Origin of the sequence: Faecalicatena orotica (genome assembly GCF_905197545.1) — a bacterium.
Lineage (GTDB): Bacteria > Bacillota > Clostridia > Lachnospirales > Lachnospiraceae > Faecalicatena_A > Faecalicatena_A orotica.
This window is the reverse complement of sequence record NZ_CAJJZH010000004.1, coordinates 15,181-37,177: the sequence shown is the minus strand read 5'-3', so window position 1 is coordinate 37,177 and position 21,997 is coordinate 15,181. Positions and strand designations below refer to the sequence as shown.

Sequence of the window (21,997 nt, the reverse complement as noted above, 5' to 3'; positions counted from 1 at the left end):
TCCTTTGGGAAATGTATACCCGCAGCTTGACAAGCTGATAAACAAAGTTTTGAGGTGATATTATGAGTCAATCAATCGGACAGGATTTTAAACTGTTTTCTTTATTAAAATTTGCACTGCCATCCATGATTATGATGGTGTTTATGTCGCTTTATACTATTATAGACGGCGTATTTATATCAAGGCTGCTTGGAAGCAACGCGCTGTCCGCATCCAATATTGTCTATCCTGCCATTAATATACTGATCGCTGTCGGGATTATGCTGGCCACGGGAGGAAGTGCGGTTGTTGCTAAAAAAATGGGCGAAGGTAAAAGTAAAGAGGCAAAACAAAGCTTCACGCTCCTCGTCATAACAGGCGTCCTCTTTGGGGCCGCAGTATTGATATTCGGCAATGTCTGGATTACGCCGCTTGTGGAATTACTCGGCGCAACCCCAAAAATCGTGGCCGACAGTGTTACTTACCTCAGTATCCTGCTCTATTTTGCTCCGGTCTGTATGCTCCAGATGCTGTTCCAGACCTTTTTCGTAACAGCGGGCAAGCCACAGATCGGGCTTGTAATAACAATCTTAGGCGGTATCGCAAATGCCGTTCTGGATTATGTATTGATGGGGCCCCTTCAGATGGGGATCGCAGGTGCCGCCATTGCAACCGGCATGGGACAGATGATTCCCGGAGTCATCGGAGTCCTTTACTTTTTGATTACCCGGAATGATTTATATTTCGTCAAACCCACATTCAATATGAAGGTTCTTCTGAACAGCTGCCTGAACGGTTCCTCTGAAATGGTTACCAATCTTTCCACTGCTATCGTGACATACCTGTTCAATATCATCATGTTGAAGATGCTGGGCGAAGAAGGTGTCGCTGCTATCACAATCGTGCTATACGGCCAATTCCTTTTCAACGCCCTGTATATGGGATTCTCAATGGGTGTGGCGCCGGTTATCAGCTTTAATTACGGCAGTGGCAACACCAGGAGGCTGCGCAGGATTTTCAAAATATGTATGCTGTTTATCGCTGTCTCCTCCGTAGTCATCATGGCCTGCGCACTGGCTGGCTCTGACCTGATCGTCGAAATATTTACTCCACGAACAAGCAGAACCTTTGAAATCGCTGCCACAGGCTTCTTCCTGTTCTCTTTCAATTATCTGTTTGCAGGAATAAACATCTTCGCATCAGCGATGTTCACTGCACTCTCAGACGGGAAGGTATCGGCAGCCATCTCTTTTATGAGAACATTTGGTTTCCTTGTAGTCAGTATCCTTCTGCTGCCCCGCCTGATCGGTGTTAACGGCGTCTGGCTTTCTGTTCCGGCCGCGGAATTTTTAACCGTATTTGTATCAGCAGGATTCATCTGGTGCAAGAAGGGCGTTTACCATTACGCCGGGGGACATAAAAAACAGCCGGCAGCTGGACTCTCTGGAGACAACATTTAGTGCATAAAAGCAGGGTATCGTGCTGTACCCTGCTTCTGCATAAGTGTGATGATATAGGCTGGTTACTATGCACGCCCGCAGGGTATGAACAGTAACATAGGCCGGAGAAAAATTTAAAAAAGTTTTTAATTTTTCTTGACAAATATATGTCCTATGAGTATAATAATCAAGTGACTGGTAATTGAGTCACAAACAAATAGGGGATTGGTCAAGTGGTATGATAGGGGTCTCCAAAACCTTTGGTGGGAGTTCGATTCTCTCATCCCCTGTATTACAAAGTGCCGGAAGCCTTGAATTTTCAAGGAGTCCGGCATTTTTCATTTTCCGAAAAATTCCTATGTAGTCAAGGATATAGTCAACTAGGAATCACTCCTAAAATGAGATAGCATTTTCAATCCTAAGGGAATTACTCAATATGATTTATATACCTGACCATGTATTTTATAATTTTAATCTCCATTGCCTTACTATTCTGGTCAAGCATATGCGAAATAGTAGAATAAGGTATACAAAGTGCTTCCGACGCACTTAATAATGAATCATAATTCATGTTAAATAGACTAACCTGAATATTATTTAAACCCAATATTGACTTAAATATATCCATATCTATCCCTCCCGTAGTTTAAATATTTCTTGATAATATCATCTCACCCAAAATACATAAATCACTTAATCGTGTATTTCTTTACTAAAATTCATATAGTTCATCATAAGATGAGTTATCTCTTCTGTTCTATATAGATATTTTTATAATTTTGTTCTTTATATCTATATAAAATGACAGAATCAAATTATCATACATGTTTTTCTTTATTTATCTTTCCATTACTAACAATAATAAAACTCGTAGATTGTCGCATTTATTATCTTAAAATAACTTGTTTAACCCAGTTTATTAACCTCTCCTATTTTCTCTTATTACTAATTAATGAACAAATGCTGTCCATAAAACAAAAAATTTGTAATTAGATGGGTAATCTCTCTTTTCTATAAAATTATTTTTAGGAAATTTAGAACTGAAGCCAGACGAAATTAGGCCATACTTATAAGTCCAAATGTTCAACAGCCTCTAAATAACTTATTGTTTTTCTAACAGATAATTTTTCACGTAATTATGTACCATTTCTGCTGTTTGATATTGTTCCTCTGCTTTTTCTTTGGAAGCTATATAGAAATCATCATAGTCACTTTTCTCACGTAGCTGTTTTAATGTTCCTAAGCGTCTGCCTAGTTCTCGTGGAAAAATTTCTGTTGCAATATAATTTTTATTAAAATATGCTATTACATCTTTGTGACGTTTAAAGTCAATAGTCCCTATTGCCAGTACCGCCTTTATAGAATAAAAAGCAGCATAATAAGAGCGGTTAATAGAATCTTTAAAAAGTCCTTTTTCAAGCAATGCCCCGCAACCTTTAAACTGTCTTCTGATTCTTTAAGGCGATATTTACTTAACTCCATCTGCCTGCTATTCATCTAAAACTACTCCTTCCTTCTGCACATTATTATAAAATGGTACCGCCCCGAGCCAATAATTGAAATGATCTTCATTCTTAATAACTACGCTAATATCTATCCCATAGTCCATCTGAAAATCAAATGCCAAATCAAATACACGAGTTTCTACCTTTTCAATTTCTTCATCCGTAAGAGTAGTCAAAACCATGATATCAATATCTGAATTTTCCCTAAAGTCTCCACGCGCGTATGAGCCATATAAAATCGCTTTAGTCAGCCTGTTTCCAAGTATAGACTTTATCCCACGTGTAAACTCAAGTAAAATATCATGCGTGTTTTTCTGCATTAGCCTGCTCCTTTCCCAATAGTTGATGTTTCTAATTCACAATAAGATTATAACATTTATGCTCTGGTTATTCAAATCATCACCCATTCATGATACTTTTTTTATAGTATTAGAATGAAAAAATGCTGCCAATTACATTCCTTAACTGGCAGCAGACTTAATTAAATGCATTTTTTAATTTTTTATGCTATGGTCATTCTTTTTATTCCCTACTGCAGCACTGTCTGTGACAGCATCGCTTCATCCAGCGCCGTCATATCCTCCTGCGGAATCTCATAGATGTCCCCTTCCCCCCGGTTCACATGCACGGTTATGACCTCAGTCTCCCCATACTGGAGCCCTTTCTCCAGATCCTGATTCAGGATTTCATAATATAACTCGTAGATATGATTCTGCATCTCTTCGTCAGAAGGCATGGGAGCCCCGTTCATTACATCATTGCTGACCTGGGTTGCATATTCCTTTGCCTGATTCTGAAAGTCTGTATATGTATCGTCAAAAATAGTCAGCGGCTCAATCGACACATCGACTGTAAAGTTCCCATTGTCATCTTCCTTGGCCTCGCTCACTGTATATTTTACATTTCTGATCAAATCCCCGAACAGCTGACGGTATTTGTTTTCCAGCTCGTCCGGCAGATTCAGGTTTTCAAATTCCTCCATCGTGGCATCCAGATTTTTTTCAAATATCTTGTCCGCCGCATCCTTTGTGGAGCCTGTCAGCTCGATATACTGCTGTGTGTCGTTCTTATAAGTAACATCCAAAAGTGACTTCGTGTATCCGCCTGCATCGAATTTCCCGACACATCCAACTAACAGAGCGAGCATAAATGCTGCAAGCAGTACCGCTATGATCCGTTTCTTCCTATACATATAATCTTCCTCCTAAATTAAGCTTGTCAGGGCCGTCTGGTCCTTGTCCGGAAGATTATAGCATTATCCCTTTGTTGAAAAAGATAAAAGTCTGTCAGCCGTCATCATATTCTTTTATATCTTGTATTTATGCTTCAACACATAACTATTTCTGCTGCTGAAGCCCGGCATTTTCCATCTAAGCCGTCATTCTGAGAAGAAAGCCTTCGATAAATTTCTTGGAACTGATCCGCCCCGGCTCTGATGAGGAGTCTTTTAAGTGCCTCATCTCTGCCCTTACCTGTCCGAAATCAAACAGCAGGTTCGCATAATCTGCAAACACAGGGTCATAATAGTCCTCTGCCCCCATCTGTGCAATATTGTCCAGAGCCTTCAGCATGATTCTCCTGATTCTCTGTTCCAGTGCTTTCTTATTGGAAGCAAGCTGGTCTGTTCCATATAGTTCACCAGCTACTTTTTCATATATTTCCTTCATCTGGTAAGACTTTTCCACCTTCTGGTATTCCAGTATAGTGAAAATAATCTTTTTCAGTTCATCAATCCCTTTCATCCCCCAGATTCCGATATCAGAGCATATCTTTTGATATCTTTCATTCAGCACATTTCTACTAACCGACGGTGCGGACTGAATGCCCATAAGTGCACCTTGAATCGTATCCATAGATTTCTGGAGGTTTACCAGTTTAGCCACATTCGAGATTACACTGATGACCTCGATGGCATTGAGCGGTTTGTTAATATAGAACATAATCCCTCTCTCGTAGGCTTTTTCCATCATCACGGGGTCATCAACCTGTGAGATCATGATTACTTTTCCTTTGAAACCGCCCTGAATGATTTCCTCCAGAACGTGGATCCCATCCTTTCCCGGGAGAAGCAGGTCCAGAAGTACGATGTCCGGCTGTGCAAACAGGATTTCTTCCGCCGCATCCTCCCCAGAGTCCTGAATCCCGGTAATTCTTCCCAGATCCTCCCTGCGGATAAAAAGTTCCAGCATTTTCTGTATATTTTTGTCATCATCTACTATAAATATAGAAGGTTTCATCTTCTACCCCTCCGTCTTATGCCCCATATTTTCCATTACAATTCCTTAAGTGGAAGCAGCACCGTGAATTTTGTGCCCTTTCCCGGCGCACTCTCTACTTCTACCGATCCATCCAGATGCCTGATTATATTTGCCACATGGCACAATCCGATCCCTGTGGACATCTGCCCTGTTTCTTTATCATATTTCGTAGAAAACCCGGCTCCCCAGATATATTCTTTCGTATCCTCATCCATCCCGCATCCGTCATCTGCGACCTCCAGTTTCAACATCTGGTCCTGTTCCTGAACAGTAAGGCTGATATGTCCGTTCTCTTCGCAGGCATCCATACTGTTTACAAGCAGATTATTTAAAATCGTAAATATATCATAATAATGTTGTATCTGCATCTCAGACTGATTCTTCAGCTTAAATGACAACATCCTGCCCCGCTCATTTATCTGACGTTTCGTATTGTCTTCAATTATCCGCAAAATATAAGAAAGCTTCATGCTTTTCTCTTCATGCTCGTGTACGAGTGATGAGATTCCTTCCACAATCCTCTGGTAATCCTTACGGATCTCGTGCGCCTCTCTTGCAATATCAAGCGCCGGCTGTCCATCCTGCCCTTCCGCCTCCAGATTCTCATAAAGCTGGTGGCTCTTTCTGGTCAGTTCATTCAAATCTTCCATCGATTTCCTCAGGTAAAAGGATTCTGCATAGATATCTGTCACGATCTGGTTCAACTGTGCATAATGGCTCTGATGTTCTTTTTTCCTCAGATACAGGTGTTCCCATTCATACATCCAGTACAGCATCCAGACAAGCACACCGCGTATCACTGCTACAAGCGCAGAATCTACAACCGCCGCACCGTCAACATGTCCCATAAGCACGAGCTGCACTGCATTCGCGGCAAAATCGCAGAAAATCATTCCTGCCATAAGCTTCGACTTCCCACGCTCCCTGAAAAGCCTGACACAAATACACAGGATCAGGCTGTACACACCATAATAAAAAACAGCCGGGATAAACATATCTGAAAATGTAGTTTTTCCGGCTGCTGCACCGATTACACCCCGCAGCAGGCACGCCGTCACTGTCATGGAAAATGTCAGCGGTATCACGCAAATGGATGGATAAAATAAAAGCAGTGCCGTTAAAACCGGCGTCCCCAGAGAGACAACATAACTCGAATAGGCAAATGGCGCAATGTAAATCTGACAGACAAGTCCCAGCAGAATTCCATAGCAAACTGCCCTGATCCGCTTATTTTTTAAAATCCCCGGTATTGAAGTCATGCCTCCACCTCCCATTGGTCTACCTTTAAGTATACAGACGTGGCCGTGCTGCCGCAAGTGTTAAATTATTATCGCATTGTGCAATTTTATATTTTCCAGAAATATTTTTGTAGTTTTTTGTAGGTTATTACTAATATATAACGTAGAGAGACGAACGGATTAAAAAGAGATTTGCAATTGAAAGGAGATTCTAATATGAAAAAGAAATTTAAAGTGTCACTGCCATTCCTGATTATGCTGGGTATGGTACTCGGTATTCTGGGAGGAATCCCATTCCAGAAGAATCCCGAGTTCGCAGTCGAGTATATCAAACCATTTGGTACACTGTTTCTGAATCTGATTAAAATGATTGTTGTCCCTGTTGTATTATGTTCCATTATCAGCGGAGTTATTTCCATGAAGGATATTAAAAAAGTCGGTTCTGTCGGACTCAAAAGTGTATCCTTCTATCTGGTGACCACGGCAGTTGCAGTTACACTTGGTATGGTTTTCGCCAACGTGAGCAAGGTCGGAACAGGCTTCAACCTTGCAACAGAAGCACTCACATTTGAGAGCGTTGAAACACCGAGCTTTATGGATACCCTGCTCAATATATTCCCCTCAAACGCAGTAGAACCACTTGTTTCAGCTACCATGCTTCAAGTAATCGTACTGGCGCTCTTCTTCGGATTTGGAATCATTCTCGCCGGGGAAAAAGGAGAACCTCTGGGACGGCTGATCGACAGCATGACAGATGTCTGTCTTCAGATTATGGGGATCATCATCAAACTATCTCCGGTTGGTGTATTTGCCCTTTTGCTTCCTGTAGTTGCAGAAAACGGCCCATCCGTCCTGCTTCCATTATTAAAACTAATTATCGTTATCTACCTTGCGTATATTTTCCATATGGCTGTTGTATTCTCTTTCACAACAAAGACAATGGCCAGAATGTCACCACTGGCATTTTTCAAAGGAATGCTGCCCGCTATGACTATGGCATTCTCCTCATCCAGTTCAGTGGGCGCACTGCCGCTGAACATCGAATGCAGCCAGAAACTGGGGGCCAAAAAAGAGATTACCAGCTTCGTACTTCCTTTAGGCGCTACGATTAACATGAACGGAACCTCCATCTATCAGGGCGTATGTGCAATCTTCATCGCAAATGTATTCGGCATCCACCTGACACTGACACAGCAGATCATGGTTGTGCTCACAGCCACACTGGCCTCTGTAGGTACAGCAGGTGTTCCCGGCTCCGGAGTTATCATGCTCTCTATGGTACTTCAGAGTGCCGGTCTTCCGTTGGAAGGAATCGCACTGATTGCCGGAATTGACCGTATCCTTGATATGGGACGTACCGTTGTCAACATTACCGGTGACGCAAACTGTGCCATCTGTATCTCAAAGGCAGAAGACCGCAAAGCAGCACGGAAAGCCGCCAAGGCCGCTGCGGGCGGTACGGTACACGGAATGGAATTCCCGGAAGTCCCAATCGCCGAAGTTCCTGCTGAATAAATCCAAAGGGGTCAGACCCCTTTGAAAAAAGAAACAAAAAAGATACCCGGACAATTTTCAATCTACTGTCCGGGTATCTTTTAGTTCTAAATTGTCTCTCGCCGCATATATGCCGTGAGCTGTCTCTGATTCCTGATAACAATCGTTTTATCTCTGTACTTCTCCCTGACTTGTCTGTAATTGTTCCTTTGCCTCCGATCGCGGCCTTTACCTAATATCCAGATCAGGAACTCCAGATCCAGCTTTTCCGGACAGCCGGGCGTCATAGATTCCCTTGTTTTCCCACGGTATCTGTATAATCTTTTCATTACACGGAACAGGCAGGCAAAACGGTTAAAACACATCATGATAATCCTGTCTGCTTCTTCCAGTCTTCTGTCGTACAACAGACCGGTATAATTTCCCTCAATAATCCATGAGCTATTCCGGTTCATAAATTGGCAGACAATGTTTGCCTCCTCTTCATGCCTTCTCTCCTGCCATTCAGGGAGCCAGTGTACGCAGTCCAGATGCAGAACCTCTGTGTGGTGCTTCTCTCCAAGAAATCGTGCCAGTGTGGACTTTCCGCATCCGCTGTATCCTATAACCGCCGTCTTCATTTCGATTTCCTCCGCCAGTATTAACCGATAAATCCAAAATAAATGATGATAATGATACCAAGTAATATTCTGTAAACACCAAATATCTTAAAGTCATGCTTGCGGATATAGCTCAGAAGCATTCGGATTGCAAATACAGATACTACGAAGGAAACTACTGTGCCTATAATTAAGAGCACCCACTCTGTCCCACTGAACATCCCCGCCTTCAGGAAATATTTGATCAGCTTCAGCCCGCTTGCACCTGCCATAACTGGTATTGCAAGGAAGAAGGAAAACTCACTGGCCACATAGCGTGAACATCCAAGCAGTACCGCACCGAGTATCGTTGCACCACTGCGGGAGGTCCCGGGAATAGCCGCCAGTACCTGAAAACACCCTATAAAAAAGGCCGTCTTAAATGTCAGTTCCCCCAGAGACCGCATAGAAGGACGCCTCTTCATATTCTCAATCACAATAAATGCGATACCGTATATAATCAGGGTCGCCGCGATTATATAGACACTGGACAAATAATCCTCCAGAACCATGTCTAGTGGCAGCCCGACAATAATGATCGGTACACAGCCAACGGCTACTTTCTTCCACAGGTCAAAAGTTTCTTTCTTTTCCCGCCTGCTCTTATGTGCTGAAAACGGATTGAGCTTATGAAAAAATAACACCAGAACCGCCAGAATAGAGCCGAACTGGATGACGACCTTGAATACTTCAAAAAACTCCGGTGTCGAGGTCATGGGCCATATGTTGTCAAATAGAATCAAATGCCCTGTACTGCTGATAGGAAGCCATTCAGTAATCCCCTGGATTATCCCAAGAATGACCGCCTTCAAAATTTCAATAAAGTCCATGTTTAACTTCTCCTTTCCACATCGGTCTATTGTAATCTAGTTTTCAGGAAAATGCAACAGGGAGTCCCTTTCAGTCGTGAAACCTTCAAAATATTCTTTTTCTCCTCCATTTTTTTGCATCTCAATTATATGCATATTGATGCTTTTATCAACTAAATAAAGTTTTAATCAACCAATTAAATGCACATAATATAGTACACTTATAGTGTAAGGAGAGTTGTTATGGTAGAATTTGGAGAAAATTTAAGAAATCTAAGATTGCGAGATAAATTAACACAGGCACAGCTGGCACAAAAGCTGGAAATGACAAAGTCTGTCATCAGTGCCTATGAGACCGGACTTCGTTTTCCATCGTATGATGTCTTAATTCACATAGCGAAGATTTTTAAGGTATCTACAGATTATCTCCTTGGTGTTGAAAACAGACAGGAAGTTGATTTATCCGGACTATCCAGTGAAGAAATCATTGCATTGAGAAATTTAATAAAAGCTATGAAAAAGAAATAATGTCGTTACAGTACGTTCCTTATCGGTTATGCACTGTAACGACTTTAGTGATGCACATATTTTCCTTATGAATACCATCTGACTGCAGGCAGCTGGTTATTAATCCCTTTCGTCGCCAATATCTGATGCAGGTCAATCACTCCATTTCTGAATGTCGCCGCACATGAAGATAAATATAAATCCCACATCCTTGCAAACCTGTCATCAAACATTTTCCGGACCTCCGGGATATGTTTCTTATAATTTTCTTCCCAACAGAGCAGTGTCTTATTATAGTGAAGTCTCAGATTTTCTATATCGAGAGTATGAAAATTATCCTCCGCCATATCAGAGAGCATTTCCCGCAGACTCGGTATCATACCGCCGGGAAAAATATATTTTTTAATCCAAGGGTCACCCGGGTGTTCTTTTAACGCACTGATAAAATGCAGGAGGAACAGCCCGCCCGGTTCCATAACCTGATTTACACAGTCCAGAAACAGCTGGTAATTGTCACGTCCAACATGTTCTACCATCCCCACGCTCACAACCCGGTCAAACTTTTTTCCTGTCTTCGGCAGATCACGGTAATCCATCACCTCTACCGACAACAGGTCTTCCAGTCCTTCCTCCTGAATGCGGTGCCTAAATTCTCTGTACTGCTCTTCACTTAATGTGATCCCAGTGCCATGCACCTGATACTTCTTAGCCGCTTCAATCAGAAGAAATCCCCATCCGCATCCGATATCCAGCAGGTTCATTCCTTCCTTTAAATACAGTTTCTCCAGAATATGATCCACTTTATTGACCTGAGCCTGATAAAGCGTATCGTCTTCCCGCCGGAAATATCCGCAGGAATAACTCAATGTTTCGTCCAGCCATAACTTGTAAAAATCATTTCCTATATCATAATGGCTGCGCACTTCCTTCTCCTGATTCTTCTTTGCCGGAGAAGAGAAAATCAGCTTCTTCAGCGCTTTCTGGTCCGTAGAGAATTTATCCATCTGCCCTAAGAAATGATTCAGCGCCTCATAAAGGTTTCCCTCGATCTCCAGATTTCCGTCCATATAGGCTTCCCCCAATGCGAGGGACGTACTTGTCACCAAGTCTTTGATGGGGATCATCTTATGGATCTTCACCGTAAAGGTGGGTTTCCCCTCCCCGATTAAGTATTCTTTGCCATTCATTTTCACGAGAAACGGCTGCTCGTCAAATTTCCTCAAAAATGATACTAACACGTTTTCTTCCAGCATTGTTCTGCCTCCTTTCAAAAGGAGTATTGCCATTTTATGGGAGGATGATGCACATGAAAGAAAAACCCTGTATGAAATAAACAAAGCAGCTGATGAAAACCAGCCGCCTTGTATGATTTATATTCCCAGTCCTTTATATATGAAAGCCGCCCCGATCATCGGTGCATCACTTCCAAGCTTTGCCTGTCTGACTACAAGCCTGTTCTGGCGGGTCCAGGAATGATATCCATATTCTAATATATATTTTTGCAATGGCTTTAATATCAACTCCTCATGCTCACAAAGCCCTCCGCTGATAATAATCGCCTCCGTCGAGATGATTCCGACCAGATTCGCCAGTCCGACAGCCAGCATCTGCACGCTGTTCTCTATCAGCCTGAGGGCCGGTTCATAGCCCTGATAAGCCAGCTCAAATACAGACTCCGCCCCCTCTTTCATTCCCCGCAGTTTCTCAGGGAAATATTCCAGCGCCTGTTCATATATTCCATTCCCGGAAGCATACTTTTCCAGACATCCGCAGTTACCGCAATTACAGCCGCGCCCGTCCTTTTCTATGATCGTATGTCCGATCTCCCCGGCGCAGTGCATTCCTCCTGAAAAAATCCGGTTATTTGCGATAATTCCCCCGCCTATTCCCGTCCCCAGAGTTATGCAGGTCATATCTGCATATCCGATCCCTGCACCAAACTCATGCTCCGCCAGCGCACCTGCCCAGGAATCCTGAATGACCTGTATTTCCTGTTTCAGGAAAATAGTCTGAAAATACTCCTTTAAAGGGACCATATCCCAGAATAAATTAGGACAGTATTCTACGATACCACTTCTCATATCAACGGTCCCCGGAACACCTAAGCCAATAAATTCGATCTCCTCAATCATGATCCCGCACTTTTGGGCCAGCCGCTTCAATTCACATCCTATCCTATCCACAAAAATTTCAATATCTTCCCCCTGCTGGGATGGAATCTTCACCTTATCCACAAGTTGTCCTGTTTTCTGGAAAATCCCGATATTGACTTTTGTTCCTCCTATATCAATTCCTACATTATATTTACATTGTCTCAACCCATTCACCGCCATTTTCACTTATGTTCGTATGGAATTTAGGCTGTTCAAAGAATTTCTCCAGTACAAACTGGCAGGCTCCCATGCCATATTCGTCTTTCTTATGGCTGCTGAGCCTTACGGTTGGCTGCTTTACACTGAAATTAACGGAATTTTCCGCTACACTGTCTTGTATACTTTGAAAGAAAATGTGGTCTTCCTGACACCGCAGGTCCCCAATCACGACATCGAGTATATCATAGGTCTTAATCGCATTGGTAATTCCTATACCGAAATAAGTGCCTGCCGTCTTAAAAATCTCACATGCATTCTCATCCCCGTTCCGGGCTGCCGTTATAAGAGCATCGTACCCCAGCCTGATACCGGTGGTCTCTTCGTAAGATTTCTCAATGCTTCTTTTGGAGCAGTACACCTCCAGACAATCTTTCAGCCCGCAGTTGCATCTCCTGCCCTGGGCGCCAATCCGTGTATGCCCGATATATCCGGCATTTCCGAAGGTCCCTTCATACACCTCCCCATTAATGATCGGTGCCATACCGATACCGGAACGATGGAGGATGTAAAGCATATTTTCATTCTCTGATTCAATCTCCATGTGTCCGAGAAGATGGGTATCATTCCTAACGTAGATTGGAAAATCAAAAACATCGCCTAATTCTTTTGCAATATCAAAGTTTTCCCATCCCCGTATACGGCTGATCTTCTCAGCTATATTCTCCTGAAGATTCATAACCCCCGGAAGTCCGATTCCCATCCCGATAATCTTATCACGGCTGATTCGTGCCTCTACAAACGCCCTGCTCACATGCTCTGCAATGGACTCTTTAATCTCCCTGCCGTCAGCATTCTCCGAGACGTCCCACTGTCTGGAATAGACGATCGTACCATCCAGTCTGGATATGGCCATATAAATAGGTGCAACGTCAACATCAATCCCAATTGCATAATATACATCCCTGCTTAAAGAATATAAAATAGGCTGACGGCCCACGGACTGCCTGACATTGCCGCGTTTCTCAATAAGCTTCTGCTGCCCCAGTTCTTTCATCATGGTCAGCACTGTCGTACGGCTCAGCCTTGTCTGGCTGATGATCTCTTCCGTTGTAATCATCTTATTCTTTTTAATTGAGTCCAATACCAACGCTTGATTGGCCATCTTTACTATATTTGTATTCTTTAACATCATGTACGCTCCTGGTAATTTATTCCACATTTCAATTATATACTTTCAAATATTTATTTACAAGTTCCAGCCTCCCACATTTACTTTGAATCCTTCATTCTCAGCCATCAGAGCGCATTGGTCAACAATCTTAACCGGGCATTCCCCCCATTCTTCCATCTCATAGTCCTGCCCGGATAATCTGTATTTTGATGATCCAAGCTGGTGGAACGGAAGAATGTGAATATTTCTGATCTCCCGGAGTCCTTTCAGATAATCTAAAATCTCCCTGAATTCATCTCCGTCATTTACTCCTGCAACCAGAGGAATCCTTATTACAACTTCCCGGCCGTTCCCTAACAAATGCTCCAGATTTGCCCTGATTTTATCATTGTCCTGCCCGGTCCACTTCTTATGCAGATCAGGTGTAATCAGCTTTATATCATATAAAAATAAATCTACATATGGTTCTATCTCCTCCAATGCTTCCAGTTCACAGAACCCGCATGTCTCGACTGCCGTATGAATGCCCCTCATCTTTACCTTACTCAGAAGCACAGACACATACTCCGGAAACAGGGTACACTCCCCCCCGCTTAATGTAATACCACCGCCAGTGTTTCTAAAAAACACTTCATCTTTCATGACTTCCTCATATACTTCTTCCAAAGACATGATTTTACCACACACTTCCCGCGCCTGCTGCCGGCAATGCAGGACACATTCCCCGCACGATGTACAGAGCCTGCGGTCCAGCAGGATACCACCTGATGTGCCTCTGCTTATTGCATGGTTCCTGCACCGCTCAATACAGATCCCGCATCCGGTACACTTTAATTCGTCAAACATAACGACCGGATCATGATAAAAATTTTCCGGATTCTGGCACCATTTGCACCGCAGGGGGCACCCCATGAAGAATACTACAGTCCGTATCCCGGGTCCGTCATAGACACAGAATTTTTGAATATTGGATATACATATCTTACTCACTTTATCAAAGCCCCTTTTGAAAATCTCTGTATGATATTTTCCTGCTGCGCCGGTGACATCGCTATAAAGTATGCAGACAGCCCGCCCATTCTTACCATCAGGTTTTTGTGGTTTTCCGGATGGAGCCTTGCATCCTTCAATTCCTCAATATCGCAGGTGGTAATCGTTGCAATGCAGCCGCCCAGCTCACAGAACGATTTCAGGATTCCTGTCATCCGCATGGTGCCCACATCCCCCATAAAGTCACTGGCATTCAGAGAAATATCCAGCGGACAGCCACAGTAATATTTCAATAGTTCCGGTTTGGTAGCACTTTTGATTACTGCCGTAGGTCCCTGAATGTCCATTCCGGGCGTCGGGGCGTAGTTCGGCGCCAGAGCCTCCCTTGCCTTCCTGCCATCTGGACTTGCACTTAAGTTCCAGCCAAGGGCCGCATAATTTTCAAATGTGCCGATTCCACACGGAACCATGATTTCGTCCTGCCTTTCCCTCCAGCCGGAAACATGGTCCTCAAAATCCCGGATAACCCGCAGCAGAATCTCGTCTGCATAGTCATCGTCATTTCCATATTTCGGGCACTGGGTCCTTACTTTGTGAAGAAGTTCTCCGTACCCGTCCCAGTCATGAATCACCGCATCCCGGAAATCCTCCAGAGTCGCCTCACGGTCTTCAAATACCAGTTTTTTAATAGCCGTCAGGGAATCTACCGTATCCGAAAGCCCTGTAATCAGGACAAGATGGAAGGTGTACGGGACGATCGCCCTGTCTGTCAGATCACGCCCTTTTTCAATACAATTTTCAAACATGGATGACATAAGCGGGTCTGGCGCAATTGCACAGGATAAGCCCAGATTTTCCAGTCTCTTTTCCACCTGCATGTCAATCTGTGAGTTTACCTGTTTACAATATGCCTGATAAAAGTCTTCAAAATCTTCATATTGAGACAGCTCCCCTGTATCGATACCTTCCTGTTCCCCTGTTAAAAGAGTCTTCCCTCTTGTCAGCACCCACTCCAGACAGCGAAGATTCTGAACATGCGCATAGCTGAAATGGCTCTTTCCCGGAATCAGGCATTCCCAGCACCCATCGTTTGTGTAATTTCTGGCATCTTCCAAAGGAACACCAATTTCAACAAACCCGGGTATAATCAGGTCATCGTTATAAATAGCCGGTTCACCCTGACTATGTTTCAGACATTCTGATAATGCCCTCCAAAAACTTTCCGGTGTCTTACGGGATACTCTTGCAGATAAGGTCGGCATGACAAAATCCATTTCAAAACGCAGATTCAATAGCTCATAGGACACTTCGTTTGTCCCGTCCTCCCCATCCGGCCTCAGACCCCCGATAACCATGTTCATCAGCCAGTCATTGGCTGACTGCCCAAAGTTGAAATTATTCTCACTGTATGGATCATCCTCATCCTTCCACATCAGGCTCCGGCTGTCATAGCTTCCACTTTCATGTCCCCCGGTCTCTTCCATATCATTCGCGAACTTTGGCGGGACCCCCTGTGAAAACACGCCAAAATCGTAGTGATTCTCACATTTTTTTGTATCTGTGCAGACTCTTTCATTACATTTTGCAAGGAAAGAACCTAATAAATCTCTCGCTTCTTCTTTTGTAATCCTCCCGGATTCTATATCCATTTTGTAGAAAGGATATACATTCTGGTCTACACGTCCGAGAGGTACAAACTCACCGCCGCTGTTTACCAGACAATATGTAAACCAGTAAGCCTGTAATGCCTCCCAGAGGGTCTCCGCCGGAAAGTATGGAACTCTGCTGCAGTTTTTATAAATCTGGAACAGTTCCCTGCGTCTGTCAGCATTTTCTTCCGCCGCACTCATTTTCAGGGCCTCCTGCGCATGTCTTTCGGCAAAAATCAGTACTCCTTCAATCCCCGCGAGCATCGCCCTGTATTCAGCAATTGCTTTCATATCAGGATGCCCTGTATCATATTGCTTTTCAATGGCATCCCCAATCTCTGCGATGATTCCCTTAAACCCGATGTTCAGAACTTTTTCCCAATATGGCGGATGATGCCCCCATACTGACTTTTCATTCAGTTTATATTTTGCACCATATGCTTCCTCCTTCGGAGTTGCATATTGCGGTACGACAGAACCAAAACCGACACTGTTCATATTTGGATTACCCACAATCAGTTCGTCCGGCTTAATCACGACTGGGAGCGCCTCCCCGAGAAATTTGGAAGACAGTCCTTTTCTGACTACCAAAGGTTCATTCTTATTCTCATCATTTAGAATATTCACATCTGCAAAATACCACGTATTTGGTTCATGGAATTCCACATCAAAAACTCTGTCTTTTATCTTTTGAAGTCTTTCCGACAACATATATTACTCCTTTCTCCGCCTATGAACGGACACGGCTGCTTTTGGACAGCAGATTCAGTTTTAAAATCTGGTCGATACTTACCGCAAACAATAAGACCAGCCCCTTAATCAACTGCTGATAGTAAGTGGAAACGTTCATCATAATCAGACCACTCGACAAGATCCCCATAATCAGGATACCGAAAACAACTCCGCTGAACTTCCCTTCTCCTCCCGATACACTGATTCCGCCCAATACAACTGCGGTAATAGCGGACATTTCATAACCCTCACCCGCATTCGGCTGGCCCGAACTCAGCCTTGAGAGCTCAATGATTCCTGCAAGGGCCGCCAGACCTCCTGAGATGGCGTATGTCATCACAAGGCGGCGGTTCACATTGATTCCGGAAAGCCTCGAAGCCTCACTGTTTCCGCCTATTGCATACAGATAGCGGCCAAATTTCGTCTTATTGATCACATACCAGCCTATAATCAGGACAATGACAAGTATGATGACTGGTACCGGAATCCCGGCAATATATCCCTTTCCTATGAAATCAAAAGCTTTTGGGAAACCATAAACGGTATATCCGCCCGTCATAATATAAGCAAGTCCCCTGATTGCAGTCTGCGTGCCAAGTGTAGCAATCAGCGGCGGGATTTTAATATATGTAATGAACAGCCCGTTGACAAAACCTGCCGCAAGTCCTGCAAGCAGCGCAATCAAAATCGCAACCCACATATTCAATTTCATGTTTACCATGCACATACTGCATGTCACTGATGATATTGCAACGACGGCGCTGACTGATAAATCGATACCTCCTGTCAGCATAGCCATCGTCATCCCCAGTGAAATTATTCCTGTGACAGCCGTCTGTCTAAGCATGTTCCATATATTGCTGACAGATAAAAATGTTTCTGTTCTTAATGCAAAGAATACAAATAGTAATGCCAAGATTACAGCAGTTCCATATTTCTGGAACACCTCGCCTTTTCTCCTTTTCATAAAAGCTCCTTTCGCCTTAATCCTCATGTAATGCAATATCTAATATCTGTTCCTGTGTGCAGTCTTCACTGTTCACTTCTCCAGCTATCTTCCCATGCCTCATAATAATAATCCGGTCAGAAACACCAATCAGCTCCGGCATTTCTGAAGAAATCATGATGATGCTGATTCCCTGTTTTGCTAAATCCTTCATAATCTGATAAATTTCCTGCTTTACCCCGATGTCAATCCCCCGGGTCGGCTCGTCGAAAATAATAATCTTTGATTCCGTCAGAAGCCATTTCGCAAGTACTACTTTCTGCTGATTACCTCCTGAAAGGCTTGATACCAGATATTCAAGTCCGGCACATTTTGTTTTCAGCTTGTCTGCATACTGCTGTGCAATTTTTTTCTCTTCTTTTTTATTAATCGATGGTTTGTGTCGGATCATTTTATCAAGAGAACTAATCGTAATGTTTTCCCTGATGCTTCTTTTTAAGATCAGTCCTTCTGTTTTTCTGTTTTCCGTTATAAATGCAATTCCATTATGAATTGCTTCTCTCGGACTTCGGATGGTAACCTCTTTTCCCATAACTTCAATCTTTCCGGCAGCATAATCCGCTCCGAAAATAGCTCTGGCAACCTCTGTCCTTCCGGCCCCTACCAGACCTCCAAATCCCAGAATTTCGCCCTCATGGAGTTCAAAACTGACATCCTTTACATAGTCATTTCTCAGGTTTTCCACTTTCAATACCACTTTACCGGTTCCAAAATGTCCCGGCTGAAACTGTTTGCCCAGTTCTCTTCCAACCATCTTCGCGATGAGCTGCTCTCTTGTGCAGGAACCGATCGGAAGTGTCTCTACATACTCTCCATCCCGCAGAATTGTCACATCATCTGCTATCTCGTCAAGTTCTTCCATCCTGTGAGAAATATAAATAATAGAAACTCCCTGTGCCTTCAGTCTGCGGATTAGCTGAAACAATGCATTCACCTCTGAGTCGGAAAGCGCAGCCGTGGGCTCATCCAAAATCAGCAGTTTCACCTGTTTCGAAGCAGTCTTTGCAATCTCCGCCATTTGCTGGTATGCTACCGGCAGATTTTTTATCTGGGCTTTTACATCCACATCAACACCCAGCATCCCGAATATTTCCTGTGCTTTTTTGTAATATTGCTTTCTGTTTAAATGGATACCTTTTACAGGCTCATTTCCCAGAAACATATTATCAGCTACTGTCAGATACGGCACCAGATTAAATTCCTGATATACCACACCAATCCCTAATTCCAGTGCCTGTTTTGGCTCAAATCCCTGATATGTTTGTCCTTCATACTCGATCGTTCCGCTGTCGGGGCGTATCGCCCCGGCCAGCGTTTTAATCAGAGTGGACTTTCCTGCACCATTTTCTCCCAGTAAAGCGTGCACCGTGCCCCTTCTTACGGTAAGCTGCATGTGGTTCAGTGCCACAGTCCCGCTGTAAGTCTTCACGATATCTTTCATTACCAGTAAATTATCCTGCATCCTGCCACCTCTTTTTATTTGCTTTCATCCTTCACATCATCGTAGGTAACTAATTTAGGTTCGATCACATACCTCCAGTCCATTTCTTCTCCGCCTAATAATTTTTCACAGATTTCCACATCCTGATATCCGTTTTCCCTTGCAATGATATCCAGTGTTGCACGGTATGCCCCGCCTTTTGCAATTGCCTGTCTGCCCTCGTCTGTGTTGTCAATCCCGCCGATATAAAAATCATCCGTATCTTTTCCTGCTGCCTGTACTGCTGAATATGCCCCCAGAGCAATTGCATCGTTCTGGCATACAATAACTTTGAGATTCGGATTTGCCTGCAGAAGAGAGTCAGTCACAGACTGCCCGTCTGAGATTGTGCTGGCATCCTGCCTCGCCACAACCTTTGCATTCGGAGCCGCTTTTGTAATCCCCTCTTCCATGCCATTTCCTCTCGGGATGCAGGACGGGTTAGAATCATAGTTCAGCACCGCACATTCAACCGCGTCATCGCCAAACTTCTCAACGATCCATTTTCCTGCACCTTCTCCGGTCATCTCACCCATCTGGTATTCGTCCGCTGATGAGTATACGTCACACTCATCCTCATTCACTTCGATGGACTGTGCAACTACTTTAATCCCCGCTTCCCTTGCTTCTTTTAAAACACCTGATACCGACTGTGGATCAATTGCTGCCACGATGATCGCATCGACTCCCATCGTAATAAAATTCTCAATGTCAGAAACCTGCTGGGAAGGTACATTGTTCGGATCGGCAATGACCAGTTCGTACCCCAGTTCATCACACTTCTCCTGTGCCCCGTCTCTTACTTCTGTCCAGTACTGGCTGTCATATGCCCAGAGTGACAATCCGATTTTTTTTGCTTTCTCCTCACCCCTGTTCTCTGTCTTTTTATCTTCACTCTTCGCATTCCCGCCGTCCATGCTGCATCCTGTCATTCCCAATACCAATGCTGCTGCAAGTACAACTCCCACTAACTTCTTCATTTTCTTTCTCATATCTGAATCCTCCATAATATTATCTGATTGTAACTTCTCGTTCATCTAAGCGGGTGAAGCTTCCTACTTACAAGTCCGGTTCCTCATCCTTAACAATAAAAATACCTTTACTTGTCCCCATCCTGCATGCGCCTGCCTCAAGCATTTCATCACATACCTTACGGTTATTAATTCCTGTGGATGCCTTCACTTTCATCTCTCCAACAGTTTCTTTCATCAAACGCACATCCGCTGCTGTTGCACCACCACTTCCAAACCCGGTAGATGTCTTCACAAAATCTGCCCCGGCATCTTTCGCCAGCTTACAGGCTGTTACCTTCTCTTCATCCGTCAGGAAACATGTCTCAATGATAACCTTTACCTCCGCCTGAGGATGTGCGGCATTTACGACCGCCTCGATATCTTTCTTTACATAATCGTAATCCTTATCTTTAAGAGCTCCGATGTTAATAACCATATCCACTTCCCCTGCTCCGTTCTTAACAGCTTCCAGAGCCTCCAATGCCTTGATAAATGTCGTACACGCCCCCAAAGGAAAACCGATCACGCTGCATACTGTTACCTTGCTGCCTTTCAGTTGTTCCGCTACAAATGGAACATTTGCAGGATTCACACAGACACTGGCAAACCCATACTCCTTCGCTTCATCGCAGAACCGCTTTAATGTCTCTTTCGTTGTATCTGCTTTTAATACTGTATGATCCATATATTTCGCATAACTTTTATCATATCCCAATTTTATAATCCTCCGTGTCCCAGCCATCTTAAGTAGTTTGCAAAGAATAAACCATATGATTTCCAGTCTAAAAATGCCGGCGGCGCCCAGTGTGGTGCTATATCACTGGCAAAGACCCCGCAGCGCCCGCTTCCGTAATCCCATACCGTAATAAATGCGTCCGTCTCGTTTACACTGGCAATCTCCACTGCCCCTTCTTTGGCTTTCAAACAGTTATATCCAAGGAAATACGGCCAGTTTTCTTCAACGTCTTGTAAAATAGGGTGATCCTTCACATGGATCTGGGGAATGACGCCCGATGGTTCTTCGATGCGGTCATCATAGTTTAATAATGTTACCGGAAGGACCCCGGCCAACGGTGTGATTCCAAATCTTGCTTTCCCCATAAATCCGGAAAACCCCATATAACCGCCACACATAAGCAGTCCGCCGCCATGTTCCACATATTTGGCTAACTCTTTTAACCTGTTTGGAATTCTCTCGCAATTGTTCTGTACTTTAGGATGCAGCAGGATGGAATTACTGCCGATATCACTGATGATGATAACCTGATATTCTTTCATCTCTTCCTCTGTCATTGGAAAGTCTACTGAAACACGCTGCCCTGGTATATATGTAAACTCAATCCCGTGTCCACTGATCTTCTCCATGAAACTTCCTGCCGCTTCCGTGTAAGAGCCCATGCCGATAACATCCAGTCCAACTGCATTCTCCCCTCTGGTTACCCAACTTTCTCCTGCTAATAATACTTTCAAATCTCTACCATCTCACTTTCACCACAAATTTTTTAAAGGCCTTCTTCGAGTTAATCTCATCATACATTCGCATTTTTGTTTTGTCAATGAATTAAGTAAAAGTGTTGTACTTAATTCATATTTTCGTCAAATATAACAGTTTTATAATTAGAATTTTGTTATATTTGCACTTTTATATAATAGTTTATAATAACCTTATAACCATATCAGGAAAGTTTTCTGCATCAGCCGCATCGTAACATCTACCACTTACGCCGAAGGGAGCATTCCACACGGAGGGCTTATTATTTCATATGGTGTGCTCTCC

General features: G+C 43.6%; 21 protein-coding genes and 1 tRNA gene. 4 read left to right on the top strand and 18 right to left on the bottom strand.

Features of this window, described 5'->3' with window-relative positions:
* Window positions 1–62 precede the first annotated feature (62 nt).
* Window positions 63–1,439, top strand: coding sequence for an MATE family efflux transporter (locus ABIN22_RS09680; RefSeq protein ID WP_346908229.1), 1,377 nt, complete (start codon window positions 63–65; stop codon window positions 1,437–1,439).
* A gap of 198 nt (window positions 1,440–1,637) precedes the next feature.
* Window positions 1,638–1,708, top strand: a tRNA-Trp gene (locus tag ABIN22_RS09675).
* 137 nt (window positions 1,709–1,845) lie between these two features.
* Here ABIN22_RS09675 and ABIN22_RS09670 read toward each other — a convergent pair.
* The 6 genes from ABIN22_RS09670 to ABIN22_RS09645 form a co-directional block, all read right to left on the bottom strand.
* Window positions 1,846–2,046, bottom strand: coding sequence for a hypothetical protein (locus tag ABIN22_RS09670; protein WP_109732926.1), 201 nt, complete (start codon window positions 2,044–2,046; stop codon window positions 1,846–1,848).
* A 474-nt stretch (window positions 2,047–2,520) separates the two neighbouring features.
* On the bottom strand, window positions 2,521–2,841 hold the full coding sequence (locus ABIN22_RS09665) for a HEPN domain-containing protein (RefSeq protein ID WP_346908227.1): 321 nt from the start codon (window positions 2,839–2,841) through the stop codon (window positions 2,521–2,523).
* A gap of 66 nt (window positions 2,842–2,907) precedes the next feature.
* Window positions 2,908–3,243: a nucleotidyltransferase domain-containing protein gene (locus ABIN22_RS09660; RefSeq protein ID WP_109732924.1), complete on the bottom strand. Its 336-nt coding sequence runs from the start codon at window positions 3,241–3,243 to the stop codon at window positions 2,908–2,910.
* A gap of 209 nt (window positions 3,244–3,452) precedes the next feature.
* Window positions 3,453–4,115, bottom strand: a complete 663-nt coding sequence (locus ABIN22_RS09655) for a hypothetical protein (RefSeq protein WP_346908225.1) — start codon at window positions 4,113–4,115, stop codon at window positions 3,453–3,455.
* A 178-nt stretch (window positions 4,116–4,293) separates the two neighbouring features.
* Complete coding sequence (locus tag ABIN22_RS09650; protein WP_118618032.1) at window positions 4,294–5,160, bottom strand: DNA-binding domain-containing protein; 867 nt, start codon at window positions 5,158–5,160, stop codon at window positions 4,294–4,296.
* Between the two features lie 35 nt (window positions 5,161–5,195).
* Window positions 5,196–6,440, bottom strand: a complete 1,245-nt coding sequence (locus ABIN22_RS09645) for a sensor histidine kinase (RefSeq protein ID WP_346908223.1) — start codon at window positions 6,438–6,440, stop codon at window positions 5,196–5,198.
* 195 nt (window positions 6,441–6,635) lie between these two features.
* Here ABIN22_RS09645 and ABIN22_RS09640 point away from each other — a divergent pair, with 195 nt between their 5' ends.
* On the top strand, window positions 6,636–7,934 hold the full coding sequence (locus ABIN22_RS09640; RefSeq protein ID WP_278321133.1) for a dicarboxylate/amino acid:cation symporter: 1,299 nt from the start codon (window positions 6,636–6,638) through the stop codon (window positions 7,932–7,934).
* 86 nt (window positions 7,935–8,020) lie between these two features.
* Here ABIN22_RS09640 and ABIN22_RS09635 read toward each other — a convergent pair whose 3' ends face one another.
* Together ABIN22_RS09635 and ABIN22_RS09630 are read right to left on the bottom strand one after the other, a co-directional pair.
* Entirely contained in the window at window positions 8,021–8,533 is a 513-nt protein-coding gene (locus tag ABIN22_RS09635) for a P-loop NTPase family protein (RefSeq protein ID WP_109732920.1), read from the bottom strand.
* A 20-nt stretch (window positions 8,534–8,553) separates the two neighbouring features.
* Entirely contained in the window at window positions 8,554–9,381 is an 828-nt protein-coding gene (locus ABIN22_RS09630; RefSeq protein ID WP_346908220.1) for an undecaprenyl-diphosphate phosphatase, read from the bottom strand.
* A gap of 222 nt (window positions 9,382–9,603) precedes the next feature.
* On the opposite strand from ABIN22_RS09630, the gene ABIN22_RS09625 reads away from it, so the two are divergent.
* Window positions 9,604–9,888 carry a helix-turn-helix domain-containing protein gene (locus tag ABIN22_RS09625; protein ID WP_109732918.1) on the top strand — a complete coding sequence of 95 codons (285 nt, stop codon included), beginning with the start codon at window positions 9,604–9,606 and terminating at the stop codon, window positions 9,886–9,888.
* 65 nt (window positions 9,889–9,953) lie between these two features.
* Here ABIN22_RS09625 and ABIN22_RS09620 read toward each other — a convergent pair whose 3' ends face one another.
* The 10 genes from ABIN22_RS09620 to ABIN22_RS09575 all read right to left on the bottom strand — a co-directional run bounded on the left by ABIN22_RS09620 (window position 9,954) and on the right by ABIN22_RS09575 (window position 21,690).
* Window positions 9,954–11,120 (bottom strand): class I SAM-dependent methyltransferase, encoded by a 1,167-nt coding sequence (locus tag ABIN22_RS09620; protein ID WP_346908217.1) that lies wholly within the window; start codon window positions 11,118–11,120, stop codon window positions 9,954–9,956.
* Window positions 11,121–11,237: 117 nt separating this feature from the next.
* Window positions 11,238–12,194 carry an ROK family protein gene (locus tag ABIN22_RS09615; RefSeq protein WP_346908215.1) on the bottom strand — a complete coding sequence of 319 codons (957 nt, stop codon included), beginning with the start codon at window positions 12,192–12,194 and terminating at the stop codon, window positions 11,238–11,240.
* Window positions 12,172–13,371, bottom strand: a complete 1,200-nt coding sequence (locus ABIN22_RS09610) for an ROK family protein (RefSeq protein ID WP_346908213.1) — start codon at window positions 13,369–13,371, stop codon at window positions 12,172–12,174. The genes ABIN22_RS09615 and ABIN22_RS09610 overlap by 23 nt, the downstream gene beginning before the upstream one ends.
* A 54-nt stretch (window positions 13,372–13,425) precedes the next feature.
* Entirely contained in the window at window positions 13,426–14,340 is a 915-nt protein-coding gene (locus ABIN22_RS09605) for a glycyl-radical enzyme activating protein (RefSeq protein ID WP_346908211.1), read from the bottom strand.
* The gene (locus ABIN22_RS09600) at window positions 14,337–16,700 is read right to left on the bottom strand and encodes a pyruvate formate lyase family protein (RefSeq protein WP_346908209.1); all 2,364 of its coding nucleotides are present in this window, start codon (window positions 16,698–16,700) and stop codon (window positions 14,337–14,339) included. Before ABIN22_RS09600 ends, ABIN22_RS09605 begins: the two co-directional genes overlap by 4 nt.
* A 19-nt stretch (window positions 16,701–16,719) precedes the next feature.
* Window positions 16,720–17,688 carry an ABC transporter permease gene (locus ABIN22_RS09595; protein WP_118618012.1) on the bottom strand — a complete coding sequence of 323 codons (969 nt, stop codon included), beginning with the start codon at window positions 17,686–17,688 and terminating at the stop codon, window positions 16,720–16,722.
* Window positions 17,689–17,704: 16 nt separating this feature from the next.
* On the bottom strand, window positions 17,705–19,189 hold the full coding sequence (locus ABIN22_RS09590; RefSeq protein ID WP_346908207.1) for a sugar ABC transporter ATP-binding protein: 1,485 nt from the start codon (window positions 19,187–19,189) through the stop codon (window positions 17,705–17,707).
* 14 nt (window positions 19,190–19,203) lie between these two features.
* Entirely contained in the window at window positions 19,204–20,199 is a 996-nt protein-coding gene (locus ABIN22_RS09585; RefSeq protein WP_346908205.1) for a sugar ABC transporter substrate-binding protein, read from the bottom strand.
* Window positions 20,200–20,266: 67 nt separating this feature from the next.
* Complete coding sequence (deoC, locus tag ABIN22_RS09580) at window positions 20,267–20,905, bottom strand: deoxyribose-phosphate aldolase (RefSeq protein WP_346908788.1); 639 nt, start codon at window positions 20,903–20,905, stop codon at window positions 20,267–20,269.
* Between the two features lie 32 nt (window positions 20,906–20,937).
* Complete coding sequence (locus ABIN22_RS09575) at window positions 20,938–21,690, bottom strand: glutamine amidotransferase (RefSeq protein WP_346908203.1); 753 nt, start codon at window positions 21,688–21,690, stop codon at window positions 20,938–20,940.
* Window positions 21,691–21,997: the final 307 nt, after the last annotated feature.